This is a genomic window from Agrobacterium genomosp. 2 str. CFBP 5494 (genome assembly GCF_900013495.1).
Lineage (GTDB): Bacteria > Pseudomonadota > Alphaproteobacteria > Rhizobiales > Rhizobiaceae > Agrobacterium > Agrobacterium pusense.
Genome location: NZ_LT009718.1, coordinates 1,907,963 through 1,933,214, shown reverse-complemented (window position 1 = coordinate 1,933,214; position 25,252 = coordinate 1,907,963). Strand labels below are relative to the sequence as shown.

Here is a 25,252-nt window from a genome sequence, read left to right as displayed (position 1 = left end):
GACGACGACGACGACGACGACGACGCGCGCGCGCGCGACGCGCGCGCGCGCGCGCGCGCGCGCGCGCGCGCGACGCGCGCGTGTGTGTGGGGCAAGCTCTCCGCATATCTCCGCGTTTGCCCCTTCATCCGGCCCGTCGGGCCACCTTCTCCCCGCCGGGGAGAAGAAACAAGCGGGGATGCCGAACGTCCTACAGCGACAATCACGGCTGAGGTCCTGTCGGCCCGGCAATCATAACTCCTTCTTTACCCTGCCTTTGAACCTTCCGCTTACCGAAGATGTTAAGCGGATGGATGCGGTTTGCAGCTTATGGTGCAGCCATAACAAACAGGCCGCTGAAAAAGCGGCGCACAGGGTGAAATATCATGAAATGCATCGCCGCTTTGCTGGTCCTTGCCGGTTTTGCGCTCGCACCAGCTCAGGCGCGGGCGCCGCACATCAATTTCGGAACGTCCGCACTTCAGGGGCGATGATCGAGGGGGCGGCTGTCAGTCGTTGCCTGCCGCTTCACTCAGCGCATCGAGATCGGGCACGGTGATGTGACGGTTGTTCTCGATGCGGATAATGCCTTCCTTTCGCAGCTTTGTCATTTGCCGGCTAACGGTCTCAATGGTGAGACCGAGGAAATCGGCAATGTCGGCACGCGAGAGCGGCAGGTCGAAGCATGACTTGTCGTCGTTTTCCGGATCGATATGGGTGGCGATCATATAAAGGAAGCTGGCAACCTTTTCCTGCGCCGATTTGCGCCCCAGTGTCAGCATCCAGTCACGTGCCTCGTCCAGTTCCTTGAGTGACTGGCTGTGCAGCTTGCGTTCCATATCAGGCACTTCGGAGACCATGCGGTCGACGACGCGGCGCGGAAAGAGGCAGATTTCCACATCGGTTGCGGCTTCCGCCGTCATCTTGCTTTCCGCCATGAACGGACGGCCGAGAAAATCCGGTGCAAATTGCAGGCCGACGATCTGCTGGCGGCCATCCGACATCATTTTCGACAGCTTTACCACGCCATTCAGGATATTGCCGTAGGAGGTGACGAGCTCGCCCTGGCCGAGAAGCTCATTGCCCGCCTCCAGCTTTTTGCGGCTGGAATGGCGGTTCAGATCGCAAAGCTGCTGCGGTGTCAGCGTGCTGCAAAGACCGCCGTGACGCGCCTCGCAGGAGCGGCAAACAACCGGCTCTTCCGAATTGTGGATGGTCTTCTGCAGCGTGTCCATAAGCCTTTTCCAATGCTGGCTTTGCGGGACGATTGCGACCCTGGATATCAAATCCGGTCTCTTTAAAGGCGTGTGCGCTGTAGCCGTCGTCCCCGCGTCTACTTTAGCAAGAACTTATGGCTCAATTTGATTGAAGTCAAAGTTGCAAACTGTCGCAGCCGCTACTGAAAGAGGGGAAATCGACATTTTCTTGATAAAAGGCAAATCGGGTGATGAATATCGACCTTCTTCACAAATATTCCGGGGCAGTGCCGCGTTACACGAGCTATCCGACCGCGCCGCATTTCCACGAGGGAATCGATAATACGACCTATCGCGGCTGGCTCGGCGCACTCGGTCACAGGAATCGCCTGTCGCTTTACCTGCATATTCCCTATTGCGACCGGCTTTGCTGGTTCTGTGCCTGCCATACCAAGCACACGCTGAAATACGAGCCGATTGCTATTTATCTTGAAGCACTTAAGCAGGAAATTGCTGCGGTCGGCGCACTTGTTTCGCCTGACGCCGTGGTGAGTGCCGTGCATTTCGGCGGCGGCTCGCCGACCATGCTTGACCCGCAGGACATGCAGGACCTGATGGACTGTCTGCGGCGTCACTTCACTTTCGGGCTGGCACCAGAAATCAGCGTTGAGATGGATCCCAACGATCTGGATGACAGCCGCTATGACGCGCTTGCCGCCATCGGCATGTCGCGGGCGAGCCTCGGGGTGCAGGATTTTGATGACAAAGTGCAAAAAACCATCAACCGCATCCAGTCTTTCGAGCAGACGAAATCCGTGGTGGACGCCGTGCGGGCGAGGGGCGTTCACTCAGTCAATTGCGACATTCTTTACGGGCTGCCGTTCCAGACATGCGAGACACTGAAAAGAACCGTCGATCAGATCGTATCGCTTGCCCCTGATCGCATCGCGCTTTTTGGCTATGCCCATGTTCCCTGGATGAAAAAACACCAGTCGCTGATCCCCGAACATGCGCTGCCCGATGTTGCCGAACGCTACCGCCAGATGACGATGGCGGGGGAGATGCTGAGGCAGGCCGGATACAGCCAGATCGGGATCGATCATTTTGCCCGGCCGACCGATACATTATCCCAGGCCGCCGAAGCCGGCGCCCTGCGGCGGAATTTTCAGGGCTACACGACCGATACTGCCGATGCGCTTATCGGGCTTGGCGCATCATCCATCGGCCGGCTGCCGCAGGGCTATGTGCAGAACATGGTGGCAACCGGTGAATATCAGCGCATGGTGGGTGAGGGCGGTCTTGCCGCCGTGAAAGGCATTGAGTTGTCGCAGGACGATCATCTGCGCTCGCATGTGATCGAAAGGTTGATGTGCGATTTCTCTATCGATCTTTCGGACTTGCAGCACCGTTTCGGCAAGGTGAGCCATTCCGTGAGGGACCAGGCGCAGCAGTTTGCCGCAGGCGACAGGGACGGTCTGGTGCGGCTGGATGCCGATATTTTTGCCGTGACGGAGGTGGGAAGGCCGTTTGTACGTAATATCGCGGCAATCTTCGATACCTATCTCGGCAATGGGCGCGGCCGTCATTCGGTTGCTGTTTAGGCAACAGTTTTGGGGCAAATTTCAAAGTTACGTCACGAAACCATTGGCTTTTTTGCGCGACTTGCCTATGTGGTGCGTCAGAAAGAATAATTCATACGAACGACAATAAGGATTATGGGCGTGACAGCTACATTCGACAAGGTTGCCGACATTATCGCCGAAACCAGCGAAATCGACCGCGAAACCATTACGCCGGAGAGCCACACGATCGACGATCTGGGCATCGACAGCCTCGACTTTCTTGATATCGTTTTCGCGATCGACAAGGAATTCGGCATCAAGATTCCGCTCGAGCAGTGGACGCAGGAAGTCAATGAAGGCAAGGTTTCCACGGAAGAATACTTCGTGCTGAAGAACCTTTGCGCCAAGATTGACGAATTGCGCGCGGCCAAGGGCTGACATGACGGTGCCCGCTTCCGGCGGGCATTTTCTTTTGATGCCGCCTGCGGGCAAACCATGACTAACCGACCAGAGACGGGCCGGACGGATGCTGCTTGAATATTTCCAGATGATCGACAAGGTCGAGGCCGTGGACATGACGGCGCGCACGTTGAAGGCGCGGTCCGTTGTTCCCGATAAAAGCCCTGTTTTCGAAGGCCATTTCCCCGGCATGCCGCTGGTTCCGGGTGTGCTTCTGATCGAGACAATGGCGCAGGCCTCCGGCATGCTGGTTCTGGCATTTTCCGATTTCGCGTCCATGCCGTTCCTGATGTCGGTCGATGGCGCCAAGATGCGGACTTTCGTGGAGCCGGGTGCTGTTCTCGACATCGAGGCAGTGCTTGAGCATGACGGTTCGGGCTTTGCGGTTACCAAGGCAAAGATCACCTCCGATGGCAAGAAGGTCTGCGACGCGCAGCTGAAACTGCGCACCATGCCCTTCAGCGAGATCCCGCTTGGGCCTATCGTCAAGAAGCGGGCGGAAGAAGTTGGCCTGATGGCGGCGATTGCCGCCGATGCACGGAAATAAGCTTTTTCATTCGTTTCGGAGAAGACAGTTTTTCCTGTCGGCCCGGTTTTGATGCACGAAAATCGTGGGCTCGCGACGGTGGATCGGGTCTTCGCCATTGCCAATCCGCACCGCGCGCTTTATTCCGCAACGCATGAAGTGGTTGTTCGCAACCGCTGTTGGATAGCCGTGACCGTTTCGGCGGGGCCGGCTGCAAAGGATGACAGACGATGAAATCTGACAATGATGTGGTGATAGCAGGGGTCGGCATCGTGACCTGTCACGGCGTTGGCAGCCAGGCGCATGTGGCGCTTCTTTCGGGAACCGCCGCGCCGGCAACGATTGTCGAGACGGAAAAATTCAAGCCATATCCGGTTCATCCCATGCCCGAGATCGACTGGTCGGCCCAGATCGCCAAGCGCGGCGACCAGCGCCAGATGGAAAACTGGCAGCGGCTCGGCGTTTTTGCCGCCGGTCTTGCACTTGATGATGCCGGCTTGAAGGAAAATGCCGAAGCCTGCGCCACCATGGATATGATCGTTGCTGCCGGCGGCGGCGAGCGCGACATCAATGTCGATACGCTGATCGTTGACGAGGCTTTGAAGCGCAACGACCGCGAAAAGCTGCTGAATGAAAAGCTGACGACGGAACTGCGCCCGACGCTGTTTCTCGCCCAGCTTTCCAACCTGATGGCCGGCAATATCTCCATCGTGCACAAGGTCACCGGCTCTTCCCGGACCTTCATGGGCGAAGAAGCGGCCGGCATTTCCGCCGTCGAAACCGCGTTCCATCGCATTCGTTCGGGCGAATCGAGCCACGCTCTCGTGGGCGGCGCCTTCTCTGCCGAACGTCCAGACATGATCCTGCTGTTCGAAGCCATCGGGGCGCATGCGCAGGGCGAGTGGCAGCCCCTGTGGTCGCGCGAAGGCCAGGACGGCGGCGGCATGGTTTCCGGCTCGCTCGGAGCCTTCCTCGTGCTGGAATCACGCAAGCATGCCAGCGAGCGCGGCGCGCGCATCTATGCCCGCATCGACGCCATCGAAGGTGATCGCGGCAGCCGCGACGACGGCAAAATGGAAAAGCGCATGGAGCGTCTGCTGACCCCGGCAACGGACAGCGCCGCGACCGTCGTCTTCTCCGGCGCCAGCGGTTATGACGGCGTTACGGCCCGTGAGAAGCACATTCTCGAAAAGACCTTGCCGAAGGCTGCCATCCGCGGTTTCGGCGGTGTCACGGGCCATGGACTTGAGGCGCAGTTTCCGCTCGGCCTCGCTCTGGCGGCGCTGACGCTTGAAAGCGGTGCCAAGGTTCCTACCTTCGACGCGAATGCGGAAAAGCCAATGGGCGAGGCGGCGACCGAGGCTGTCGTTACCACTGTTGGCCATGTCCGCGGCGAAGGTGTCGCCGTTCTGTCCCGTGACGTGTGAGGAGAAAGACCATGACCAATTTTAAGGATCATCTCGGTCGCCCGATCGTCGCCGTCACCGGCATGGGCATCATTACCTCGCTCGGTCAGGGGCTTGCCGATAACTGGGCGGCGCTGACCTCGGGTAAGTCAGGTATTCACAAGATCACCCGTTTCCCGACTGAAGGGCTTTCGACCCGGATCAGCGGCACGGTGGATTTCATCGATATTCCGGTTCCGAATTCCGTCGAACGTTCCTATGCCTTCGCGCGCGAAACCACCATCGAGGCGCTGGCGCAGGCCGGCATTTCCGGTGACTTTGACGGCCCGCTGTTTCTCGCAGCGCCGCCGATCGAGCCGGAATGGAGTGCCCGTTTCGAGCTTGCCGACCGCTCTCCGCCAGCCGCCCAGCCGGGTGATGCCTATGAGCGGTTCCTGACGGCCTTCCGTCAGCGTCCCGATCCGGCATTCCAGGAAGCAGCGCTGTTTGGTGCCATCTCCGAGCGTCTGTCTGACCGTTTCGGTACGCGCGGTCTGCCGGTTACCCTGTCGACCGCCTGTGCATCCGGCGCGACCGCGATCCAGCTGGGCGTCGAGGCCATCCGACAGGGCCGCGCCGAACGGGCTTTGACGGTTGCGACCGACGGTTCTGTCAGCGCCGAAGCGCTGATCCGCTTCTCGCTTCTCTCGGCGCTCTCGACCCAGAACGACCCGCCGGAAAAGGCTTCCAAGCCGTTCAGCAAGGACCGCGATGGTTTCGTGATCGCCGAAGGTGCCGCAACGCTGGTGCTGGAATCGCTCGAAGCCGCCGTCGCTCGCGGCGCCAAGGTGCTGGGCATCATCAAGGGCGCCGGGGAAAAGGCTGACAGCTTCCACCGTACGCGCTCTTCGCCCGATGGCGGCCCGGCGATTGCGACGATCCGTGCGGCACTGGCCGATGCGGGCGTGGCCGAAAGCGATATTGGTTATATCAACGCCCACGGCACCTCGACGCCTGAGAACGACAAGATGGAATATGGCTCGATGCTTGCGGTCTTCGGTGAAGGCCTGAAGAACATTCCGCTGTCGTCCAACAAGTCGATGATCGGCCATACGCTGACCGCCGCAGGTGCTGTGGAAGCGGTGTTCTCGCTGCAGACCATGCTGACTGGCACGCTGCCACCAACAATCAACTATAACAATCCCGATCCGACCATCACGCTCGACGTGGTGCCGAATGTGAAGCGGGATGCCGAGGTGGGTGCGGTTCTGTCGAATTCCTTCGGGTTCGGCGGGCAGAATGCAAGCCTTGTCATGACGCGGGAACCGGCTTAACCGGTTCGTTACAACAGGGCGTTTCCGAATGACTTGCGGAAACGCGCCCGTTTCTTTGATTTCGCATTCCAGCCGCAAAACCGTTACAGAGTTTTGCTGGAATGATTTTAGATAACGCCTTCGGGCGAAGGACTGATATATGCGCGCTCTTCAACTCGTCGACGACCGGAAGCTCGAAAAAGTGGATCTGCCCGAACCGGATGCGCCGGCGCCGGGCGAGGTAACGCTGCGCGTCAAGGCCGTGGCGCTCAACCACATCGATGTTTGGGGCTGGCGCGGCATGGCTTTCGCCAAGCGCAAGATGCCGCTCACAATCGGTGCGGAAGCCTCGGGTGTGGTGGAAGCCATCGGTCCGGGCGTATCCAACGTGCTGCCCGGCCAGCTGGTCGCGATCTATGGTGCGCGCACCTGCGGGCTGTGCAAACCCTGCCGCGAAGGCCGCGACAATCTGTGCGAACATGTCCAGGGCGTGCACGGTTTCCATCTCGACGGTTTCGCGCAGGAAAAGATCAATATTCCTGCCCGCCAGCTCGTGCCTGCGCCGCATGGCGTTGACGCTGTCGGTGCCGCTCTTGCGCCGGTGACGTTCGGCACGGTCGAGCACATGCTGTTCGACAATGCCAAGCTGGAGTCCGGCGAAACCATCCTCATTCATGCCGGCGGTTCGGGCATCGGCACGGCGGCGATCCAGCTTGCGAAGAAGATGGGGTGCACCGTCATCACGACAGTCGGTTCCGACGACAAGATCGAACGGGCGAAGGCGCTCGGGGCCGATCATGTGATCAACTATCGCACCGACCGTTTCGAAGGCGTCGTGCGCAAGCTGACGAAAAAGAAGGGCGTCGACGTCGTGTTCGAGCATGTCGGCAAGGATACCTGGGCGGGTTCGATGTTCTCGCTGAAACGCGGCGGTCGTCTCGTCACCTGCGGTTCCACATCCGGTGTTTCCACCGACATCAACCTGATGATGCTGTTCCAGCAGCAGCTGAAACTGCTCGGCTCCTTCGGCTGCCGTATGGAGAACATGGCCAACGCCATGCAGAAGATGGCACGTGGCATCGTGCATCCGGTCATCGACACCGAAGTGACCTTTGACGATATCGACCGGGCGCTGGAGCGCATGGAGACGCGTCAGGTGTTCGGCAAGATCGTGCTGCGGATGGACTGAGCATCTTGAAGCTGTTCCTGACACGGATCGTCCTGAAACTGGACCACTTCCGGCAGTGGCTGATTGCGACATTCGCCTTCGGCCTTCTCAACCTGCTGAAGCTCTTTCCCGCCGATGCGGGCATTCGCGCCGCTGACAGACTGGCACGTTTCGTGGGGCCGAAAACCGGCCGCCACAAGCTGATGCTCCATAATCTGGCGCGCGCCTTTCCGGAGAAGTCCGAACAAGAGCGGCTCGAGATCGCCATGGACAGCTGGGCCAATATGGGTCGGCTGGCGGCGGAATATGTCTTTCTCGACCGGCTGTTCGATTTCGATCCGGAAAAGAACGAGCCGGGACGCATCGAGGTCCAGGGCATCCCGACCTTCCTCGAGCTGCGCGACAATCCGCGGCCTTTCATCGTCTTTACCGCCCATAGCGGCAATTTCGAACTGCTGCCGGTTGCCGGCTCGGCTTTCGGTCTCGATGTGACGGTGCTGTTCCGGCCACCGAACAATCCCTTTGTGGCCGAGAAAGTGTTCAGTTTCCGCAAGGAGCGCATGGGCAATCTTGTGCCCTCGCATGCCGGCTCCTCCTTCGCGCTGGCGCGGCAGCTGGAAAAGGGCGGTGGTGTGGGTGTGCTCGTCGACCAGAAATTCGGCAAGGGACTGACGACGAAGTTCTTCGGACTTGAGGTTCGCACCAATCCGCTTCTCGCCAAGCTGGTGCGGCAGTTCAATTGCGATGTCTATCCTGCCCGTTGCGTGCGCCTGCCCGATAATCGCTACCGGCTGGAAATCGAACCAAAGGTTGAGATTCCGCGCGATGACAAGGGCAATGTCGACATTCAGGCGACGGCGCAGCTTCTGAACGACAAGGTGGAGAGCTGGGTGCGCGAATATCCCGGCCAATGGCTGTGGTATCACGACCGGTGGGACGTTAAGCACCAGATTTGAGGATGCCGGTTGGCTCGTGCTTTCAGAGCAATTTTCACAAAATCAGGCGCAGGAACTGTGCTTTTCGAAATTTTTCCATAGTAGTGGAACCTCATTTTTCGTTCATGGATTATCGAAATTGAAAAAATAGCAGCGGCTGTGATATTTTGAACAACAATCCCCGCCGTGTTTTCGTGCTTCGTTACGTCATTTTTAAGCGCGGAGACGCTATTATCAGGGATAATTGGTCTATCCTTTCGGATTAGGATCGGGATGTTTGCCCGTTCAGGGAGAGTTGGGTTGAAAGATTTGATTGAGCTGTTCTGGCTGCGTTATACGGAACTGCAATCTGCCGTTGGTAAAAACGAGGCCGACAAGATCGCAGTGCTGGAGCGTGAACTGGAGCAGCTTCTCGAGCGCGTCGTCGGACGCAAGACCGAGAGCTCCGAAGACATTCGCGAGCAGTTCCGTTTTGCTATCGATCTCCTCAACCACGAGGCAGAAGACCTTGGCTGCGTGCAGCGCAATTCCGAACTTCTGCGAACGCTCGTCGACCGTTACGTCGGCATGCCGCTCAAGGCGAAAGTGATCGGTGACGAAGATGCGGACAGCCTCGAATGGCACCACCGCCATTTGATCCTCGATGAAGATATGCTCAACGATCTCGATGAGCCTGTCGTCATCGTTTCCCCCGGTTACCGCGTGTCCTTTGCCAATGCGCTCGATGCCTTCCAGCGTAATGCGCCGGAAGGGCTCGTCGGCTGCCACATCGCCGAACTCGTCGGTGTCCACCGTTTCCAGAACGCACTCAGGGAGAAGCTCGATAATTGCTTCAAGGGCGATACGTCGAAATATACCTATGCGGAAGACCAGAACGGTCGCACAATCGTCAAGTCGCTCGAAATGTCGCCTTGTTATTCTTCCGCCTACAAGCTCGTGGGTGCCATGGTGGTCATCCGCGAAATTGCCGATCGCAGGCGCCGCGCTGCGGGTTGACCCCAAGCTCCCCTGATATCCGAAGGACGGGCTGAACGCGCCCGATCAGTCCCTTATTTCGGGAAGACGGTTTCCCAGATCGTGGCGATGGACCAGGCGGACGAGGCGTCAATCAGAAGCTTCGTCGCCATGGCCAGACACGACAGAACCAGAAGCGGGCGGATGATCTTCGCGCCGTTTTTCATGGCGAAACGCGACCCGATCTGCGCCCCGATGAATTGGCCGAACCCCATTGCCAGTCCAAGCTTCCACAAAACCGCGCCGCCCATCGCGAAGACGACGAACCCGCCGAAATTGGAGCCCAGATTGAGAAGCTTGGTATGGGCTGTCGCCTTCAGCATGCCAAAACCGGCAAGTGCCACGAAGGCGAGCATGTAAAAGGAACCGGCGCCCGGACCGAAGACGCCGTCATAAAAGCCGATCAGCGGCGCGGCGGTAAATCCGAAAACCAGCGGTGTGATGCGGCGATGGCTGTCCACATCGCTGAGCTGTGGCTTGAAGGCGAAATAGATCGCTATGGCGATCAGCAGGAAGGGCATGATGGTGCGCAGAAGATCGGCAGGCACGAAGGCGGCCGTCAGCGCCCCGAGCATTCCGCCGGCCATCGCCATCAACCCCATCGGCAATTGCTCTTTCAGATTGACATGGCCACGTCTTGCGTAAGCGAGAGTGGCGGAGGCCGAACCGAACTGTGCCTGCAGCTTGTTCGTGCCAAGCGTATCGAGTGGCGGTATTCCCATGATCATCATTGCCGGAATGGTGATGAGGCCACCGCCGCCGGCAATGGAATCGATAAAGCCGGCGAAAATGGCGACGCAGAAGAGGATGAGGAAAACGTTGAGGGCGATGTCTTGCACTTGGCATGTCCGGGCAGGCGGAAGGAGAGGCCCCTTCTTTCACCGAAAACGCGGTCGCGCAATATTTTTCTGTATGGTCTGAGGGGCGCCGGGGGATTGCGGTGCTGCCGCTTATCGTTATGTTTCCGTGGCGCGTCGCCGGAACGACGGATGGCGCCTGACACATGTGGATGAGGGCATTATGCATAAAGTGATATTCGATACGGACCCCGGTGTGGATGATGCCATGGCGCTTCTGTTCCTGCACCGCCACCCCGATATCGATCTGATCGGCGTCACCACCGTTTTCGGCAATGCGCCCATCGACATCACCACCCGCAATGCGCTTTTCCTCAAGCGGGAATGGCAGATGACCGCGCCGGTCGCGAAAGGGGCGGGCGTGACCTTCGATCCGGCCCGCAAGGAAGGCCACTGGCCGACCTTTATCCATGGTGAAAACGGCCTTGGCGATATCGACATTCCATCGGCCATTGACCTGCCGCTCGACCCGCGGCCCGCGCATCGCTTCATCATCGAGACGGTCAAGGCCAATCCCGGTGAAGTGACGCTTATTGCCGTTGGCCGCATGACCAATCTGGCGCTGGCTTTGCGCGAAGAACCTGATTTCGCGGCGCTGGTGAAGGACGTCATCGTCATGGGCGGCGCCTTCGACATCAACGGCAATGTCTCGCCGGCGGCCGAGGCTAATATTCATGGCGATCCGGAAGCGGCCGATCTTGTCTTCACCGCGCCGTGGCGCGTGGTTGTCGTCGGTCTCGATGTCACGACAAAAACCGTGATGACCAGCGCCTTCATGGCTGAGATGGCAGAGGCGGGCGGCAAGCCGGTGCAGCTGCTTTCGGACCTGTCGCAATTCTACATCGATTTCTACAAGACCCGCACCGGTGACGGCATGGTGGTGCACGACAGCTGCGCCTGTGTTTATCTCGTCGCGCCGGAACTGTTTACCACCCGCAGCGGCCCGGTGCGCGTCGTCTGCGGCGGTCTTGCCGACGGCCAGACCATCCAGAAACCGGACGGACGCGCCTTTCCGCCAGGCGACTGGGACGGGCATCCGAGCCAGCTGGTCTGCACGGATATCAAGCCGGAGCGCGTGCTTTCAGTCATCCGCGCGGCAATTGTGAAGGGCGAGCGCGGCTGAACGACAGGAATGGCCGTTCTTGAGCATGGCTTGCCTTGCATTTTCCCAGAATCTGGCGTTATGCAAGTTCCCTGATCATAGTGCGCGATCCGCCTTGCCGGAGGGCTTGAAAAGGCGGTGCCGGTAGGACGGGCGGATCACCGCTAGGCGGCGTTGGCCCGAGAAAACCCTTGTGGGTTTTCCCGTGCTTTGCGCTACAATGAATAACGCCTGCCGGGTCGGTTCGTGTCGGCGGCGTTTAACAACAAAAACGAACCTTCGTTATGGACCGGAAGAACCGGTCCATTCCCATGAGGAAAGAGATGGAAGAGTTTCACAAGGTCCGGCGTCTGCCGCAATACGTCTTCGAACAGGTCAACCGTTTGAAAGCGAGCGCGCGAGCGGCCGGGGCCGATATCATCGATCTCGGCATGGGCAATCCCGACCTTCCGACCCCGAAGGCCATCGTCGACAAACTTTGCGAGGTCGTTCAGGACCCGCGTACCCATCGTTATTCCTCGTCCAAGGGCATTCCCGGTCTTCGCCGCGCGCAGGCGGCCTATTATGCCCGCCGTTTCGGCGTTAAGCTGAACCCCGACACGCAGGTCGTCGCCACGCTCGGCTCCAAGGAAGGTTTCGCCAACATGGCGCAGGCCATCACCGCGCCGGGTGACGTGATCCTGTGTCCGAACCCGACCTATCCGATCCATGCCTTCGGCTTCCTGATGGCGGGCGGCGTTATCCGCTCGATGAATGTCGAGCCTGACGACAGCTTCTTCGGGCCGCTGGAGCGCGCCGTGCGCCACTCCATTCCGAAGCCGCTGGCGCTGATCGTCAATTATCCTTCGAACCCGACGGCGCATGTCGCGTCGCTCGATTTCTACAAGGACGTCATCGCCTTTGCGAAGAAGCACGAGATCATCGTGCTTTCCGACCTTGCCTATTCGGAAATCTATTTCGACGAAAGCAATCCGCCGCCCTCCGTTCTCGAGGTTCCCGGTGCGATCGACGTTGCGGTGGAATTCACTTCCATGTCGAAGACGTTTTCCATGCCCGGCTGGCGCATGGGCTTTGCCGTTGGCAACGAGCGGCTGATCGCGGCGCTGACCCGCGTGAAGTCTTATCTCGATTACGGCGCCTTCACACCGATCCAGGTTGCTGCGACCCATGCACTGAACGGTGACGGCTCCGATATCGCCGAAGTGCGCAATGTCTATCGCCGCCGTCGCGATGTCATGGTCGACACCTTCGGCAAGGCGGGCTTCGAAGTACCGCCGCCGGCGGCCACCATGTTCGCCTGGGCGAAGATCCCGGAAAAATTCCGCCATCTCGGCAGCCTGGAATTCTCCAAGCTTCTGGTCGAGAAGGCCGATATCGCCGTTGCTCCCGGCATCGGCTTCGGCGAGATGGGCGATGATTACGTCCGTCTCGCGCTCGTGGAAAACGAGCATCGAATTCGTCAGGCAGCGCGCAATCTGAAGCGTTTCCTGTCGACCGCAGACGAAACGATGCACAACGTCGTTTCGCTCAACGCCCACAGATAAGGGCAAACCCAGGGCGGCCGGGTCTCGGCCGCCACCATCACCAGCAATCAGGAACATACCCATGGCAGATTCATTGAGAATCGGCATAGCGGGGCTCGGCACTGTCGGCGCTTCGCTCGTGCGCATCCTCCAGCAGAGAAGCAACGAACTTGCGATTACCTGCGGACGCGCAATTGAGATTATTGCGGTAAGCGCGCGTGATCGTTCGCGTGACCGCGGCATTGATCTCACGGGTATTACCTGGTTCGACACGCCGGAACAGATGGCGAGCGAAGCCGACATCGATGTGTTTGTCGAACTGGTTGGCGGTGCTTCCGGACAGGCCGAAAATGCGGTGCGGGCAGCGCTGTCGCGCGGTCTCCATGTGGTGACAGCCAACAAGGCGCTGCTGGCCAAGCATGGTGTCGAACTGGCGACCATTGCCGAAGACAAGGGCGCGCTTCTGAACTTCGAGGCGGCGGTCGCTGGCGGCATTCCCGTCATCAAGGCCCTGCGTGAATCGCTGACCGGCAATCACGTGACGCGCATCTACGGCATCATGAACGGCACCTGCAACTACATCCTCACAAAGATGGAGAAAGAAGGCCTGTCCTTCGAGGCCTGTCTGAAGGAAGCGCAGCGGCTGGGATATGCAGAGGCTGATCCCGCCTTCGATATCGAAGGTAGCGACACCGCGCACAAGCTTTCCATTTTGACCACGCTTGCCTTCGGCAACAAGATCGCTGCCGACGACATTTATCTCGAAGGCATCACCAATATTTCGATCGAGGACATCCAGGCGGCTGCCGATCTAGGCTATCGCATCAAGCTTCTCGGCGTGGCGCAGGTCACCGAATCCGGTATCGAGCAGCGCGTCCATCCGACCATGGTGCCGCTTGATTCCGTCATAGCGCAGGTCGATGGCGTCACCAACGCCGTGGCGATCGAATCCGACATTCTCGGTGAATTGCTGATGGTCGGACCCGGCGCCGGCGGCAACGCCACGGCATCCGCCGTGCTCGGCGATATCGCCGATATCGCCAAGAGCCGTCCCGGTGCACAGCGTGTGCCGGTACTCGGCCGTCCGGCGAAATCGCTGACGGACTATCGCCGCGCCAAGATGAAGAGCCACGAGGGCGGTTACTTCATCCGCCTCACGGTGAAGGATCAGGCCGGCGTGTTCGCCTCCATCGCCAGCCGCATGGCTGACAATAACATCTCGCTGGAATCCATCGTGCAGCGCCAGCGCGTGCACGTGGAAGGCGCGCCGCAGACAATCATCCTTGTTACGCACGCGACAATGGAAGATGCGATCCGCAAGGCGGTAAAAGCGATCAAGAACGAGAAATATCTCGTCAGCGAGCCCCAGGTCATCCGCATTGAGCGGACCTGAAGCGCGACGCTACTGTCGTGAGATCAAAAACCGCGTTTCCATCCGGAAACGCGGTTTTCTGTTGCTTGGGGGACCGGCGCCTTCCTGCGGTCTGGCGGCCGCAAAATTTGAGGGGACGGTGCGTGAAGCGCTGGAAAGCAGGGCGATTCGGCCTTATGGTTAATCGTGTTCACCAAGCGAGGGAGGCGTGGCCGTGACATCGATCATCCTGTTCAAGGACAACAAGCGCCAGGGCGCTCCGGCGAGCCATCACCGGGCGCGGCCGCATAATGCCAATGACAATATTCGCAGCATGGAATTCGATATGGCCGAATATGAGCGTAACTGGTGTTCGCTCGCGGTATTTTCGCTGCTGCTGCTTGTCGCGGCCGTCTCGATTGTCAGCCCTTTTTTCTCGATTTTCTCGACGTGATTTCGTCAAGGCGCGTTTTTGCTTGAAAAACGCAGCATCGCCATTTAGCCCGTTCTAACCATTAGAGCGCCTGTTGGCGCGAATGACAGGACGAATGGACAGGATGGTAATGATGGAGCCGGCCGATACCGTGGCCCGCGCATTTTTAAGCGTGGAGCGGTCGGCAACAGAACAGCGGTGGGTGTCTCGGCTGGATCAGGCCGGGCAGAATCGTGCGCTGGCCATGTCCCAGGTCCACGGTATTCCGGAACTGATCGCCCGGGTGCTCGCCGGGCGCGGTGTGGGGGTGGATGATGCCCTGGCGTTCCTTGATCCCACCATTCGCTCCCTGATGCCCGACCCGCATGTGCTGACCGATTGCGAGAAGGCCGCCGAGCGGCTTGTGCGCGCCATTGAAGCGGGTGAGAAGGTGGCGATCTTCGGTGATTACGATGTCGACGGCGCTGCTTCTTCCGCGTTGATGTACCGGTTTCTTGCACATTTCGGGCTGACGCCCGAGATCTACATTCCCGACCGAATTTTCGAGGGTTACGGGCCTAACCCGGCGGCGATGCAGCAGCTGGCCGCCAATGGCGCGACGCTGATCGTGACGGTGGACTGCGGATCCACCAGCCATGAATCGCTCAAGGCGGCAAAAGAGGCACGAACGGACGTTGTGGTCATAGACCACCATCAGGTGGGTACGGAACTGCCGCCGGCGGTGGCGCTGGTCAATCCCAACCGGGAGGACGATCTGTCGGGGCAGGGGCATCTCTGTGCCGCTGGCGTGGTGTTCCTCGTGCTCGTCGCCACGCTTCGCGTTCTCAAGGACAGGCGGCACCGCCAGGCCTTCACGCTCGATCTGCTGTCATTGCTCGACATCGTTGCGCTTGCGACGGTCTGCGATGTGGTTCCCCTGAAAGGGCTGAACCGCGCCTATGTGGTGAAGGGCCTGATTGCCGCACGCCACATGAAAAATGCCGGCCTTGCCGCGCTGTTCAAGAAGGCGGGGCTGGGCGGGCCTGTGACACCCTATCATTTCGGTTTCCTGATCGGGCCCCGCATCAACGCCGGGGGGCGTATTGGCGACGCTGCGCTTGGCAGCCGATTGTTGACGATCGATGATTCCTCGCAGGCCGAGGTGATTGCCGAGCGGCTGGACGAGCTGAACCGCGAGCGACAGGCGATGGAAGCGGCGATGCTTGCGGAGGCCGAAGCGGAGGCCCTGTTCGAATATGGCGACGGCTCGGGTGCCGGTGTTATCGTCACCGCGCGTGAAAACTGGCACCCCGGCATTGTCGGCTTGTTGGCCTCGCGCCTGAAGGATCGCTTCCGCCGCCCGGCTTTTGCCATTGCCTTCGATCCCTCCGGCAAGGGCACCGGCTCCGGCCGTTCGATCGCCGGCTTCGACATGGGGCGGATGGTGCGCGCTGCCGTGGAGGCCGGCCTGCTGGTCAAGGGCGGCGGTCACGCCATGGCGGCAGGCCTCACGGTTGAGCGCGCCAATCTCGGCAAGCTCAGGACCTTTTTCGAAGAAGCCGCGGCAAAGACCGTAAACGAGCTGGTAGAGAGCAGCGTATTGAAGATTGATGGCGCCATCGGCGCTTCGGGGGCTACGTTGCAGCTTGTCGACCAGCTGGAACAGGCCGGTCCCTATGGTTCCGGTCATTCTCAGCCGATCTTTGCCGTTCCGGCGCATCGCCTGCGTGATGTGCGGCTGGTGGGCACATCCCACGTCAAGATCACGCTGGAGGCCATGGATGGCTCACGGCTGGACGGAATCGCGTTCCGCGCCGTCGAGGCGCCCCTGGGACAGATGCTCATGAATGCCCGCGGACGGAATATTCACGTCGCGGGTACTGTTGGCGCCGATCTCTGGCAGGGGCAAAGGCGGGTTCAACTGCGTGTTCTGGACGCCGCTTTCGCGCCCTGAAAGGGGCCACCAATCTATCTCGACTGTCACCGGCCAACGGTTGTCGCTGACCTATGCACTACAACGGGATATCTTTACGCGATGCGTGAAGATTTTCGTTTATGCTGCTGATTTTAAGGAAGAAGCAAGTGGCACGCCCTAGGGGAGTCGAACCCCTCTTTTCAGAATGAAAATCTGACGTCCTAACCGATAGACGAAGGGCGCGTGCGCTTGTGGTGTGGCGCCCTTATAGTCAGGCTCCGGTTGCTCCGCAAGCGGAAAAACTGATTTTTTTCGCTTTGCGGCGAGTTTTTTTGGCAGGGCGGAACGGGCTGTGGAAAACCCGGTCGGACCGGCCCAAATCCTTGAATTATCGCTCCAATCTCGCGCGGCACGGGACGCGACGAAGCGGTGCAAGTGGGCAAAGCCCAGCATCGTGGCCGTTGAGCTGGCAACGCTCTGCCGAAGCTCGGGACTTCCTGATGATCTGGGAGAGGGGAAAGGCAAGCCGGGTGAATTGCGCGGCGGCATTTCGTCCGGCTTGCCTTCCATCGGGGGGACAGGCATCTAACGTGCCGACGGCAAATCGGTTCCGCAGCAATGATGAGATGCTGGAATTATTGCGATTTTATCGAATGATTTCGTCGTGTGGGAGGTAACCATCAAAGCAAGTGGCACGCCCTAGGGGAGTCGAACCCCTCTTTTCAGAATGAAAATCTGACGTCCTAACCGATAGACGAAGGGCGCGTGCGCTTGTGGTGTGGCGCCCTTATAGTCAGGCTCCGGTTGCTCCGCAAGCGGAAAAACGCATGATTTGACAAAAAAATGACACGGGTGGCCAGAAGCCCTGAAAAACAAGGATTCTTGTTTCGTAACAAAAGGTTAAAGCGTGCTTGGTCCCGCGGTTTTGCGCTTCTAACGGAAGAGAATGATGTGGGGGAACGCGTTGGTGGGCAGTGATTCACTCAAGTGGCTCCGGGACGTGAGAAGCGCAGCGTCATGAAAAGCCAAAGATCACGCTAGATCTGGAGCTGGGTTGTCGTCATAAAAAAACGGGGCCCAAGGGCCCCGTCCGATGATGCTTGTTCTCAATGCAGGATCTGGCTGAGGAACAGGCGGGTACGCTCGTGCTGCGGATTGTCGAAGAATTCGGCGGGCGAGTTCTGTTCGACGATCTGGCCCTGGTCCATGAAGATAACGCGGTTTGCGACCTGACGCGCAAAGCCCATTTCGTGGGTCACGCACAGCATGGTCATGCCGTCTTCTGCGAGGCTGACCATGGTATCAAGCACTTCCTTGACCATTTCCGGGTCGAGCGCCGAGGTCGGCTCATCGAAGAGCATGATCTTGGGCTTCATGCAGAGCGAGCGGGCAATCGCCACACGCTGCTGCTGACCGCCGGAAAGCTGGCCCGGATATTTATGCGCCTGCTCGGGAATCTTCACGCGCTTCAGATAGTGCATCGCCACTTCTTCGGCTTCCTTCTTGGGCATCTTGCGAACCCAGATCGGCGCCAGCGTGCAGTTTTCGAGGATCGTCAGATGCGGGAAGAGGTTGAAGTGCTGGAACACCATGCCAACTTCGCGGCGCACCTCGTCGATCTTCTTGAGGTCGTTGGTAAGCTCGATGCCATCAACGACGATGCTGCCCGACTGGTGCTCTTCCAGACGGTTGATGCAGCGGATCATGGTCGATTTGCCCGACCCGGAAGGACCGGCGATGACAATGCGCTCGCCCTTCATGACCTTCAGGTTGATATCACGCAGCACATGGAAATCGCCGTACCATTTGTTCATGCCGGTGATTTCGATTGCGACGTCCGTCGCCGAGACGGTCAGTTTTTTTGCCTGGGTTTCTGCCATTTTGAGCGTCCCTTATCGTTTATGCCCGGTGTCGAGGTGCCGTTCCATGAACAGCGAATATCGCGACATGCCGAAGCAGAATATCCAGAATACGAAGCCTGCGAAAATATAGCCAGTCATGGCGGTGACGGGCGTGGCCCAGTTCGCATCCGATTGGTTGAGTGTGACAATACCGAGCAGGTCGAACATGCCGATGATCGAGACCAGCGACGTGTCCTTGAAAAGCCCGATGAAGGTGTTGACGATGCCCGGAATGACGAGCTTCAGCGCCTGCGGCAGCACGATCAGCCTCGTCTTCTGCCAGTAATTCAGGCCGAGCGAGTCCGCACCTTCATATTGTCCCTTCGGAATGGCCTGCAGGCCGCCGCGGATCACTTCCGCCATATAGGCGGAGGAGAACAGCGACACGCCGACCAGCGCACGCAGGAACTTGTCGAAAGTCCAGCCGTCGGGCAGGAACAGCGGCAGCATGATGCTGGCGAAGAACAGGACGGTGATCAGCGGGATGCCTCTGATGACCTCGATGAAGAGGACGCAGAGCATCTTGATGACCGGCAGGTTCGAGCGTCTGCCGAGAGCCAGAAGAATGCCGAAGGGCAGCGACACCGTTATCCCGAAGAAGGACAGGATGAGCGTGACCATCAGGCCGCCCCAGAGCTGCGTTTCCACCTTCGGCAGGCCGAAGACGCCGCCGATGAGCAGGAAGAACGCAATGAAGGGCAGGATGATGAAGAGCGCCAGCGCATTGAGACGCTTGAACGGCGCCTTGGGTATGAGCATCGGGACCAACAGGATCGCGAACGTCACCATCACGAGGATGGGACGCCAGCGCTCGTCAATGGGGTAACGGCCGAAGACGAATTGTCCGAGCTTGGCCGAGACAAAGGCCCAGCAGGCGCCGGACTGTCCGTCCGGAAGCGCGCCGCCCTGTGAAGCGGTGAGACACGCAATACGGTCGCTGCCGGTCCAAACCGCGTCGATAAACAGCCACTCGATGATCGGCGGCACGATATAGACGAGAAGGGCAATAGCAAGGACGGTGAGCACCGTATCCTTGGGCGTGGCGAAGAGCTTGGTACGCAGCCAGTGGGTTACGCCCACCGCGCTCGATGGCGCGGGGCGGGCTTCCTCAATGGTCTGGCGCACGAAGGCGTGGTTGCTGATCGTCATCGTCATCTCTCCACCAGAGCCATTTTCGCGTTGAACCAGTTCATGACGACGGCCGTGAGCAGGGACAGCGAGAGATAGATGACCAGCCAGATGGCAACGACTTCAACCGCCTGACCCGTCTGGTTCAGGATCGTACCGCCAACGGAGACGATGTCGGCAAAGCCGACGGCGACCGCAAGCGACGAGTTCTTGGTGAGGTTGAGGAACTGACTTGTCAGCGGCGGAATGATGATGCGCATGGCCTGCGGCACGACGATGAGACGTGTCGTGGTGCTGGAGCGAAGCCCAAGCGCGTCGGCAGCTTCCGTCTGCCCCTTCGCCACGGCCTTGATGCCGCCGCGAACGATCTCGGCGATGAAGGAGGCAGTGTAGAAGGACAGCGCCAGGAACAGCGACATGAATTCAGGCGCGACGACGGCGCCGCCCGAGAGGTTGAAGCGTCCGGCGATGGGGTAATCGAATGTCAGCGGCGCGCCGATTGCGAGGAACGTGGCGAGCGGCAATCCGATGACGAGCAGCGTTATCGTTATTCCGGTGCGGAATTGCTGTCCGGTTTTTTCCTGTCTGGCTTTCGCCCAGCGGTAAACAAGCACGCTGACGACGACGGCGACAAGAAAGGCCAGCGGCACGAGCCAGATTCCGTCCCCCCAGAGCGGTTTCGGAAAGAAGAAGCCACGATTGTTAAGGTAGGTGCCGAGCGGCAGCTCGAGCGATTCGCGTGCCTGCGGCAGGACCGAGATGACGCCCTTGTACCAGAAGAAGATCACGAGCAGCGGCGGGATGTTGCGGAAGATCTCCACATAGGCCTGCGCGAGCTTCGAGATCAGCCAGTTGTTGGACAACCGGGCGATACCGACGATGAAGCCGATGATCGAGGCGGCGATGATGCCAAAAAACGCAACCTGGATCGTGTTGAGAATGCCGACGAGCAGCGCCCGGCCATAGGTCGCGTCGCTGGTATAAGCGATCAGCGACTGGCCGATGTCGAAGCCGGCGCGTCCGTTGAGGAACCCGAAGCCGGATGAAATGTTTGAACGTTGAAGATTGGTGATCGTATTCGTCACGATGACCCAGACGAAGGCGGCCAGGATGACGACCGTCAGGACCTGGTAAAAAATGCCGCGTATGCGTGGATCGTAGATAAGTGACGACGCGCTTTGCGCGCGCGATCGTTGCGAACTGACCGCGTTGCCTGCCATAGGCACCTTTCCCTTTTATATGCTCTTTGCGAGCTTATTTATATAATTTGAAGCGGAGGCCGGGTGTTGCCCAGCCTCCTTATGATCTAGCCGATGATGGGGCCGATCAACGGACCGGCGGTGCGTATTGCAGGCCGCCCTTGGTCCAGAGCGCGTTCTGGCCGCGCTCGATCTTCAGCGGCGAGCCGGCGCCGACGTTGCGGTCGAAGACTTCGCCGTAGTTGCCCACCAGCTTGATGATGTTGTAGGCCCAGTCATTGGTCACGCCGAGATCGGTACCGATCTTGGTGCCTTCTTCCGTGCCGAGCAGGCGCTTCACGTCCGGATTTGCGCTGTTCTTCTGCTCGTCGACGTTCTTGGAGGTGATGCCAAGTTCTTCGGCATTGACCATGGCGTAATGAACCCAGCTGACGATGTCGAACCACTGGTCGTCACCCTGGCGAACGGCCGGACCAAGCGGCTCCTTGGAGATGACTTCAGGCAGAACGATGTTTTCTTCCGGGTTCTTCAGCTTCAGGCGGATCGCGTAAAGGCCCGACTGGTCAGTGGTGTAGACGTCGCAACGGCCGGCATCATAAGCAGAGGTCGCGTCGGCTTCCTTTTCGAAAACCACCGGGTTGTACTGCAGATTGTTGGTCTTGAAGTAGTCGGCGAGGTTGAGCTCCGTGGTCGTGCCGGTCTGTACGCAGACGGCGGCGCCGGAAAGCTCGAGAGCGGACTTCACGTTGAGGCTCTTCTTGGCGATGAAGCCCTGGCCGTCGTAGTAGTTGACGGTACGGAAGTTGAAGCCCAGCGACGTGTCGCGGCTGATCGTCCAGGTGGTGTTACGGGTCAGAACGTCGACTTCACCGGACTGGAGAGCCGGGAATCGGTCCTTGCTCGAAAGTGCGACGAACTTGGCCTTCGAAGGATCGCCGAAAACCGCTGTGGCAATACCACGGCAATAGTCCACGTCGATACCGGACCACTCGCCCTTGTCATCGGGATTGGAGAATCCCGGAATGCCGGCGCTGACGCCGCAGGTGACGAAACCCTTGCCCTTCACATCCTGAAGCGTCGCAGCCGAAGCGACCGAGGCTCCTCCCAAAACTGCTGCGCCGATGGCGGCCGACAGAATTGCCTTTTTCATTTTTCCCAACCTTTGTTTGTTATCGTCACTTGGAAGAGGACCGGCATGTTTGTTCTGCCCCAGCTCCCCCTTCAGCGAGATCTTTTCGATCCGCTTTTTCTATCACAATCGCAATTGGCAGCGGGGTCAAGACGTGCGGGCAATAATTGTGCCTATAAAACGGAATTTTCCAAAATTTGGTCGTGAAGTGTGCAAAGGGTGAAAATATAAGCATATTTTTGCGGAAATTTGCACTTGCACAGTATTTGTATACTTGTTGTATTCTGGCTGGCGATGGATCAATCCCGTCGGTTGTTGCGTCCCGGCGGGACTTGACCTTGCGGTTCGCTCTCAGCATTGTCGCACGCGTCAATGTTCCTTCGAAAGCTGATCTGAAATGACCAAGACAAATGACCTGCTTTCCGCCGCAGGTGTGAATACGCGCCTCACCCATGGCGGCAATGATCCCGCGGACTGTTTCGGTTTCGTCAATCCGCCAATCGTGCGCGGCTCGACGGTGCTTTTTCCCGACGCGGAGACGCTTTCGACCGAAAACCAGAAATATACCTATGGCACCCACGGCACGCCGACGACCGATGCGCTCTGCAATCTCGTCAATGAGCTGGAAGGGTCTGCCGGAACCATACTCGTGCCTTCGGGCCTTGCGGCCATCACGGTCCCGTTCCTTGCCTATCTCGGCGCTGGCGACCACGCGCTGATCGTCGATTCCGTTTATTTTCCGACACGTCGCTTCTGCAATACGATGCTGAAGAAGCTGGGTGTCGAAGTGGAATATTACGATCCGGCCATCGGGGAGGGCATAGAGGCTCTCATCCGGCCGAACACGAAGCTGGTGCATCTGGAAGCGCCGGGTTCCAACACCTTCGAAATTCAGGATGTCAGGCTGATCACCGATATCGCTCATCGGCATGATTGTGTTGTGACGATGGACAATACCTGGGCGACGCCGCTTTATTTCAAACCTTTGGATTTTGGCGTCGATGTTTCCATCCACGCTGCCACCAAATATCCCTCGGGCCATTCGGATGTGCTGATGGGCTTCGTCTCGGCCAATGAAAAGCACTGGAAGGCGCTTTATCAGGCCAATACCAATCTCGGAATCTGCGTCACTTCGGACGATGCCTATCAGATCCTGCGCGGCATGCGCACGATGGGAATCAGGCTGGCGCACCATCAGAAAAGCGCGCTCGACATCGCCACATGGCTGGAGAGCCGGGACGACGTCGTGCGCGTGCTGCATCCAGCGCTGCCGAGCTTTGCAGGGCACGATCTCTGGAAGCGCGATTTCAAGGGTGCAAGCGGCGTCTTCTCCTTCGTACTGAAGGCGGAAGAAGGCAGATACAAGCAGACGGCGGCCGCGTTCCTGAATGCGCTGACCTTTTTCGGGCTCGGTTACTCCTGGGGCGGCTACGAATCGCTTGCCGTTTCGGTCTCGCTTGTCGACAGGACCATCGCCAAGGGTCCCTCGGAGGGACCGGTCATCCGCCTGCAGATCGGGCTTGAGGATGTCGCCGATCTCAAGAAGGACCTCGAGGCCGGCTTTGCAGCCGCGGCCGCGGTTTGATCTCAGCCCTTGGCGCGATAGCCGTAGAGCCAGTCGAAGTCCTTCACGAAGGCGTCGGTGGGACGCGTGGAAAACACGAAGTCCCGCGCGATACGCACCGGGCCTGTGGCGTGATAGGCAAAACGATTGAGAGAGGCCCGCTTGCGGGCCTTTTCTATGCGCGGCAGGCGCAGCGCCTCGAAGGCGGCAAGAGCCTGCGGCGCGGGCAGGGTGGCTGCAGCATCGCTGCCCACCATGGTTCCCGCGAGTTCAAACGCATCCTCGATCGCCATGGCTGCCCCCTGGGCGGCGAACGGCATCATGGCATGCGCTGCGTCGCCGATCAGCACCGTGTCCCGGCCATTGTGCCAGCGGCCGGGGCCGGCCTGATAAAGCGGCCAGAAGGTCGGGTTTTCGGACGAATCGAGCAACCGGACGATGTCAGGGCTGAAGCCGCGAAACTGTTCAAGAAGCAGGGCTTTCTGCCGCCCGCTCGATTCCGCCCGCCACGTCGCGCCGGGATCGGCGCCAAGCGCGATGGCGACGATGTTGAAACCGCCGACTTCTTTCAGCGGATAGGCGACGATATGGCCACCCGAGCCGAGATAGGCCGTGACGGCGCTTTTGTTGATGGCCGACGGCACGGCATTGGCGGCAACGGTGAAGCGCCAGGCGACATTGCCGGAGAAGGTGGCGGTGGGAGCGGCAGGAACGGCAAAGCGGGCCGCCGACCAGACACCGTCCGCGCCGACAATCAGATCATGGTCGCGGAATGTGGTTGCGGCAATCACATCGGCCGTCGCGTTTTCGATGCGTTTGCCGAGATGCAACCGGCATAGCGGATTATCTGTCACCGTCTGGAGAAGTGCGCTTTGCAGGGTGGAGCGGTGCAGCACGCCATAGGGTGCGCCCCAGCGTGTACGCGCCACCGCGCCCACAGGCAGAGAGAGCAGCGTTGCGAGCGATTTTCCGGAGGCGAGTTCGACACTGACGGGCTCGGTCCAGCGCGCCTCGATGGCAGGCAGCACGCCAAGCGTGGCGAGAATGCGGGCGGCATTGGGCGAAATCTGCAGGCCGGCGCCCACTTCCGTCAGTTCGCCGGCCTGTTCGATGATGTCGCAGTCTATACCGTGCCGGGCAAAAGAAAGGGCAGCGGTGAGACCGGCAATGCCGGCACCGATAATGGCTACGGATTTTATGGGCATGGTGCGCCCCGATCAGGAAAAGTGGAGGTCAGGCAGCCTTCACGTGGAAAACGCAGCCCGGAGGATTGGTCTGCTCGGCCTTCAGCGACGGGTTGTAGCGATAAAGGGTGGAGCAGTAGGAACAGACCTTCTCATTGTCGTCGCCCATATCGATGAAGATATGCGGATGATCGTAAGGAACGGAAGCGCCGGTGCACATGAATTCCTTGACGCCGATCTCGATCATGCGGTGTCCGCCATCGTTCTGGAAGTGGGGAATGGTATGCCCGGCCATGTTCGTCTCCAAATGCAATATCGTTGTAGAGCCGCAATCCGTCTTCGCATGCCGGCTCGTCGTTGCGGATATGTAGCCTCAAACGCATTGCATCTCCATAAAAATCGTCAGCAAAACATGTTCAACATTGCTAATTCCTGCCATATGGTCCGGCA

At 59.3% G+C, this 25,252-nt stretch carries 23 protein-coding genes and 2 tRNA genes; 15 read left to right on the top strand and 10 right to left on the bottom strand.

Going from position 1 to position 25,252, the window contains the following annotated elements:
* Window positions 1-237: hypothetical protein (locus tag AGR2A_RS29860; RefSeq protein WP_208617149.1), on the top strand; the 237-nt coding region annotated here is incomplete at its 5' end.
* Between the two features lie 251 nt (window positions 238-488).
* On the opposite strand, the gene fnrN is transcribed toward AGR2A_RS29860, so the two are convergent.
* Window positions 489-1,214 carry a transcriptional regulator FnrN gene (fnrN, locus tag AGR2A_RS09520; protein WP_004441967.1) on the bottom strand — a complete coding sequence of 242 codons (726 nt, stop codon included), beginning with the start codon at window positions 1,212-1,214 and terminating at the stop codon, window positions 489-491.
* A 212-nt stretch (window positions 1,215-1,426) separates the two neighbouring features.
* Between fnrN and hemN the strand changes: the two genes are divergently transcribed.
* The 8 genes from hemN to AGR2A_RS09480 all read left to right on the top strand — a co-directional run bounded on the left by hemN (window position 1,427) and on the right by AGR2A_RS09480 (window position 9,519).
* Window positions 1,427-2,776 (top strand): oxygen-independent coproporphyrinogen III oxidase, encoded by a 1,350-nt coding sequence (gene hemN, locus AGR2A_RS09515; RefSeq protein ID WP_072494398.1) that lies wholly within the window; start codon window positions 1,427-1,429, stop codon window positions 2,774-2,776.
* Between the two features lie 114 nt (window positions 2,777-2,890).
* Window positions 2,891-3,175: an acyl carrier protein gene (locus tag AGR2A_RS09510; protein ID WP_003495848.1), complete on the top strand. Its 285-nt coding sequence runs from the start codon at window positions 2,891-2,893 to the stop codon at window positions 3,173-3,175.
* 88 nt (window positions 3,176-3,263) lie between these two features.
* On the top strand, window positions 3,264-3,743 hold the full coding sequence (locus AGR2A_RS09505; protein ID WP_004441960.1) for a 3-hydroxyacyl-ACP dehydratase FabZ family protein: 480 nt from the start codon (window positions 3,264-3,266) through the stop codon (window positions 3,741-3,743).
* A gap of 209 nt (window positions 3,744-3,952) precedes the next feature.
* Window positions 3,953-5,149, top strand: a complete 1,197-nt coding sequence (locus AGR2A_RS09500; RefSeq protein ID WP_072494397.1) for a beta-ketoacyl-ACP synthase — start codon at window positions 3,953-3,955, stop codon at window positions 5,147-5,149.
* A gap of 11 nt (window positions 5,150-5,160) precedes the next feature.
* Complete coding sequence (locus AGR2A_RS09495) at window positions 5,161-6,441, top strand: beta-ketoacyl-ACP synthase (RefSeq protein WP_022556203.1); 1,281 nt, start codon at window positions 5,161-5,163, stop codon at window positions 6,439-6,441.
* A gap of 139 nt (window positions 6,442-6,580) precedes the next feature.
* Window positions 6,581-7,609 (top strand): zinc-binding dehydrogenase, encoded by a 1,029-nt coding sequence (locus AGR2A_RS09490; RefSeq protein WP_004441953.1) that lies wholly within the window; start codon window positions 6,581-6,583, stop codon window positions 7,607-7,609.
* A gap of 5 nt (window positions 7,610-7,614) precedes the next feature.
* Complete coding sequence (locus tag AGR2A_RS09485) at window positions 7,615-8,544, top strand: lipid A biosynthesis lauroyl acyltransferase (RefSeq protein ID WP_004441952.1); 930 nt, start codon at window positions 7,615-7,617, stop codon at window positions 8,542-8,544.
* Window positions 8,545-8,823: 279 nt separating this feature from the next.
* Window positions 8,824-9,519 carry a hypothetical protein gene (locus tag AGR2A_RS09480; protein ID WP_006697409.1) on the top strand — a complete coding sequence of 232 codons (696 nt, stop codon included), beginning with the start codon at window positions 8,824-8,826 and terminating at the stop codon, window positions 9,517-9,519.
* Window positions 9,520-9,572: 53 nt separating this feature from the next.
* On the opposite strand, the gene AGR2A_RS09475 is transcribed toward AGR2A_RS09480, so the two are convergent.
* Window positions 9,573-10,376 (bottom strand): TSUP family transporter, encoded by an 804-nt coding sequence (locus AGR2A_RS09475; RefSeq protein WP_022556201.1) that lies wholly within the window; start codon window positions 10,374-10,376, stop codon window positions 9,573-9,575.
* Window positions 10,377-10,557: 181 nt separating this feature from the next.
* Between AGR2A_RS09475 and AGR2A_RS09470 the strand changes: the two genes are divergently transcribed.
* The 5 genes from AGR2A_RS09470 to recJ all read left to right on the top strand — a co-directional run bounded on the left by AGR2A_RS09470 (window position 10,558) and on the right by recJ (window position 16,736).
* Window positions 10,558-11,517, top strand: coding sequence for a nucleoside hydrolase (locus AGR2A_RS09470; protein ID WP_072494396.1), 960 nt, complete (start codon window positions 10,558-10,560; stop codon window positions 11,515-11,517).
* A 302-nt stretch (window positions 11,518-11,819) separates the two neighbouring features.
* Complete coding sequence (locus AGR2A_RS09465) at window positions 11,820-13,040, top strand: LL-diaminopimelate aminotransferase (protein ID WP_004441943.1); 1,221 nt, start codon at window positions 11,820-11,822, stop codon at window positions 13,038-13,040.
* Window positions 13,041-13,101: 61 nt separating this feature from the next.
* A complete protein-coding gene (locus AGR2A_RS09460; protein WP_045533587.1) occupies window positions 13,102-14,412 on the top strand; it encodes a homoserine dehydrogenase in 1,311 nt (436 codons plus the stop codon).
* A 187-nt stretch (window positions 14,413-14,599) separates the two neighbouring features.
* A complete protein-coding gene (locus tag AGR2A_RS09455) occupies window positions 14,600-14,824 on the top strand; it encodes a hypothetical protein (protein ID WP_022556200.1) in 225 nt (74 codons plus the stop codon).
* A 103-nt stretch (window positions 14,825-14,927) separates the two neighbouring features.
* Window positions 14,928-16,736, top strand: coding sequence for a single-stranded-DNA-specific exonuclease RecJ (gene recJ, locus AGR2A_RS09450; RefSeq protein WP_077986266.1), 1,809 nt, complete (start codon window positions 14,928-14,930; stop codon window positions 16,734-16,736).
* A 129-nt stretch (window positions 16,737-16,865) separates the two neighbouring features.
* On the opposite strand, the gene AGR2A_RS09445 is transcribed toward recJ, so the two are convergent.
* The 6 genes from AGR2A_RS09445 to AGR2A_RS09420 all read right to left on the bottom strand — a co-directional run bounded on the left by AGR2A_RS09445 (window position 16,866) and on the right by AGR2A_RS09420 (window position 22,075).
* Window positions 16,866-16,940 (bottom strand) — tRNA-Glu (locus AGR2A_RS09445).
* Window positions 16,941-17,387: 447 nt separating this feature from the next.
* Window positions 17,388-17,462, bottom strand: a tRNA-Glu gene (locus tag AGR2A_RS09440).
* Between the two features lie 341 nt (window positions 17,463-17,803).
* On the bottom strand, window positions 17,804-18,577 hold the full coding sequence (locus AGR2A_RS09435; protein ID WP_004441935.1) for an amino acid ABC transporter ATP-binding protein: 774 nt from the start codon (window positions 18,575-18,577) through the stop codon (window positions 17,804-17,806).
* A gap of 12 nt (window positions 18,578-18,589) precedes the next feature.
* Window positions 18,590-19,747 carry an amino acid ABC transporter permease gene (locus tag AGR2A_RS09430; RefSeq protein ID WP_004441933.1) on the bottom strand — a complete coding sequence of 386 codons (1,158 nt, stop codon included), beginning with the start codon at window positions 19,745-19,747 and terminating at the stop codon, window positions 18,590-18,592.
* 2 nt (window positions 19,748-19,749) lie between these two features.
* On the bottom strand, window positions 19,750-20,946 hold the full coding sequence (locus tag AGR2A_RS09425) for an amino acid ABC transporter permease (RefSeq protein WP_004441931.1): 1,197 nt from the start codon (window positions 20,944-20,946) through the stop codon (window positions 19,750-19,752).
* A 106-nt stretch (window positions 20,947-21,052) separates the two neighbouring features.
* A complete protein-coding gene (locus AGR2A_RS09420; protein ID WP_004441929.1) occupies window positions 21,053-22,075 on the bottom strand; it encodes an amino acid ABC transporter substrate-binding protein in 1,023 nt (340 codons plus the stop codon).
* A 376-nt stretch (window positions 22,076-22,451) separates the two neighbouring features.
* Between AGR2A_RS09420 and AGR2A_RS09415 the strand changes: the two genes are divergently transcribed.
* Window positions 22,452-23,639 carry a cystathionine beta-lyase gene (locus tag AGR2A_RS09415; RefSeq protein WP_006697412.1) on the top strand — a complete coding sequence of 396 codons (1,188 nt, stop codon included), beginning with the start codon at window positions 22,452-22,454 and terminating at the stop codon, window positions 23,637-23,639.
* Between the two features lie 2 nt (window positions 23,640-23,641).
* On the opposite strand, the gene AGR2A_RS09410 is transcribed toward AGR2A_RS09415, so the two are convergent.
* Both AGR2A_RS09410 and AGR2A_RS09405 read right to left on the bottom strand, forming a co-directional pair.
* Window positions 23,642-24,823, bottom strand: a complete 1,182-nt coding sequence (locus AGR2A_RS09410; RefSeq protein WP_072494394.1) for an FAD-dependent monooxygenase — start codon at window positions 24,821-24,823, stop codon at window positions 23,642-23,644.
* 28 nt (window positions 24,824-24,851) lie between these two features.
* Window positions 24,852-25,097, bottom strand: coding sequence for a zinc-finger domain-containing protein (locus AGR2A_RS09405; protein ID WP_004441925.1), 246 nt, complete (start codon window positions 25,095-25,097; stop codon window positions 24,852-24,854).
* Window positions 25,098-25,252: the final 155 nt, after the last annotated feature.

Excerpts from the sequence above, each read along its gene's own strand:
- AGR2A_RS09415 (WP_006697412.1), top strand. The coding sequence starts at position 22,452 with ATGACCAAGACAAATGACCTGCTTTCCGCCGCAGGTGTGAATACGCGC.
- hemN (WP_072494398.1), top strand. The coding sequence starts at position 1,427 with ATGAATATCGACCTTCTTCACAAATATTCCGGGGCAGTGCCGCGTTAC.
- AGR2A_RS09490 (WP_004441953.1), top strand. The coding sequence starts at position 6,581 with ATGCGCGCTCTTCAACTCGTCGACGACCGGAAGCTCGAAAAAGTGGAT.
- AGR2A_RS09435 (WP_004441935.1), bottom strand. The coding sequence starts at position 18,577 with ATGGCAGAAACCCAGGCAAAAAAACTGACCGTCTCGGCGACGGACGTC.
- AGR2A_RS09505 (WP_004441960.1), top strand. The coding sequence starts at position 3,264 with ATGCTGCTTGAATATTTCCAGATGATCGACAAGGTCGAGGCCGTGGAC.
- AGR2A_RS09430 (WP_004441933.1), bottom strand. The coding sequence starts at position 19,747 with ATGACGATCAGCAACCACGCCTTCGTGCGCCAGACCATTGAGGAAGCC.
- AGR2A_RS09510 (WP_003495848.1), top strand. The coding sequence starts at position 2,891 with ATGGGCGTGACAGCTACATTCGACAAGGTTGCCGACATTATCGCCGAA.
- AGR2A_RS09425 (WP_004441931.1), bottom strand. The coding sequence starts at position 20,946 with ATGGCAGGCAACGCGGTCAGTTCGCAACGATCGCGCGCGCAAAGCGCG.
- AGR2A_RS09500 (WP_072494397.1), top strand. The coding sequence starts at position 3,953 with ATGAAATCTGACAATGATGTGGTGATAGCAGGGGTCGGCATCGTGACC.
- AGR2A_RS09405 (WP_004441925.1), bottom strand. The coding sequence starts at position 25,097 with ATGGCCGGGCATACCATTCCCCACTTCCAGAACGATGGCGGACACCGC.
- AGR2A_RS09495 (WP_022556203.1), top strand. The coding sequence starts at position 5,161 with ATGACCAATTTTAAGGATCATCTCGGTCGCCCGATCGTCGCCGTCACC.
- recJ (WP_077986266.1), top strand. The coding sequence starts at position 14,928 with ATGGTAATGATGGAGCCGGCCGATACCGTGGCCCGCGCATTTTTAAGC.
- AGR2A_RS09410 (WP_072494394.1), bottom strand. The coding sequence starts at position 24,823 with ATGCCCATAAAATCCGTAGCCATTATCGGTGCCGGCATTGCCGGTCTC.
- AGR2A_RS09465 (WP_004441943.1), top strand. The coding sequence starts at position 11,820 with ATGGAAGAGTTTCACAAGGTCCGGCGTCTGCCGCAATACGTCTTCGAA.
- fnrN (WP_004441967.1), bottom strand. The coding sequence starts at position 1,214 with ATGGACACGCTGCAGAAGACCATCCACAATTCGGAAGAGCCGGTTGTT.
- AGR2A_RS09460 (WP_045533587.1), top strand. The coding sequence starts at position 13,102 with ATGGCAGATTCATTGAGAATCGGCATAGCGGGGCTCGGCACTGTCGGC.
- AGR2A_RS09470 (WP_072494396.1), top strand. The coding sequence starts at position 10,558 with ATGCATAAAGTGATATTCGATACGGACCCCGGTGTGGATGATGCCATG.
- AGR2A_RS09420 (WP_004441929.1), bottom strand. The coding sequence starts at position 22,075 with ATGAAAAAGGCAATTCTGTCGGCCGCCATCGGCGCAGCAGTTTTGGGA.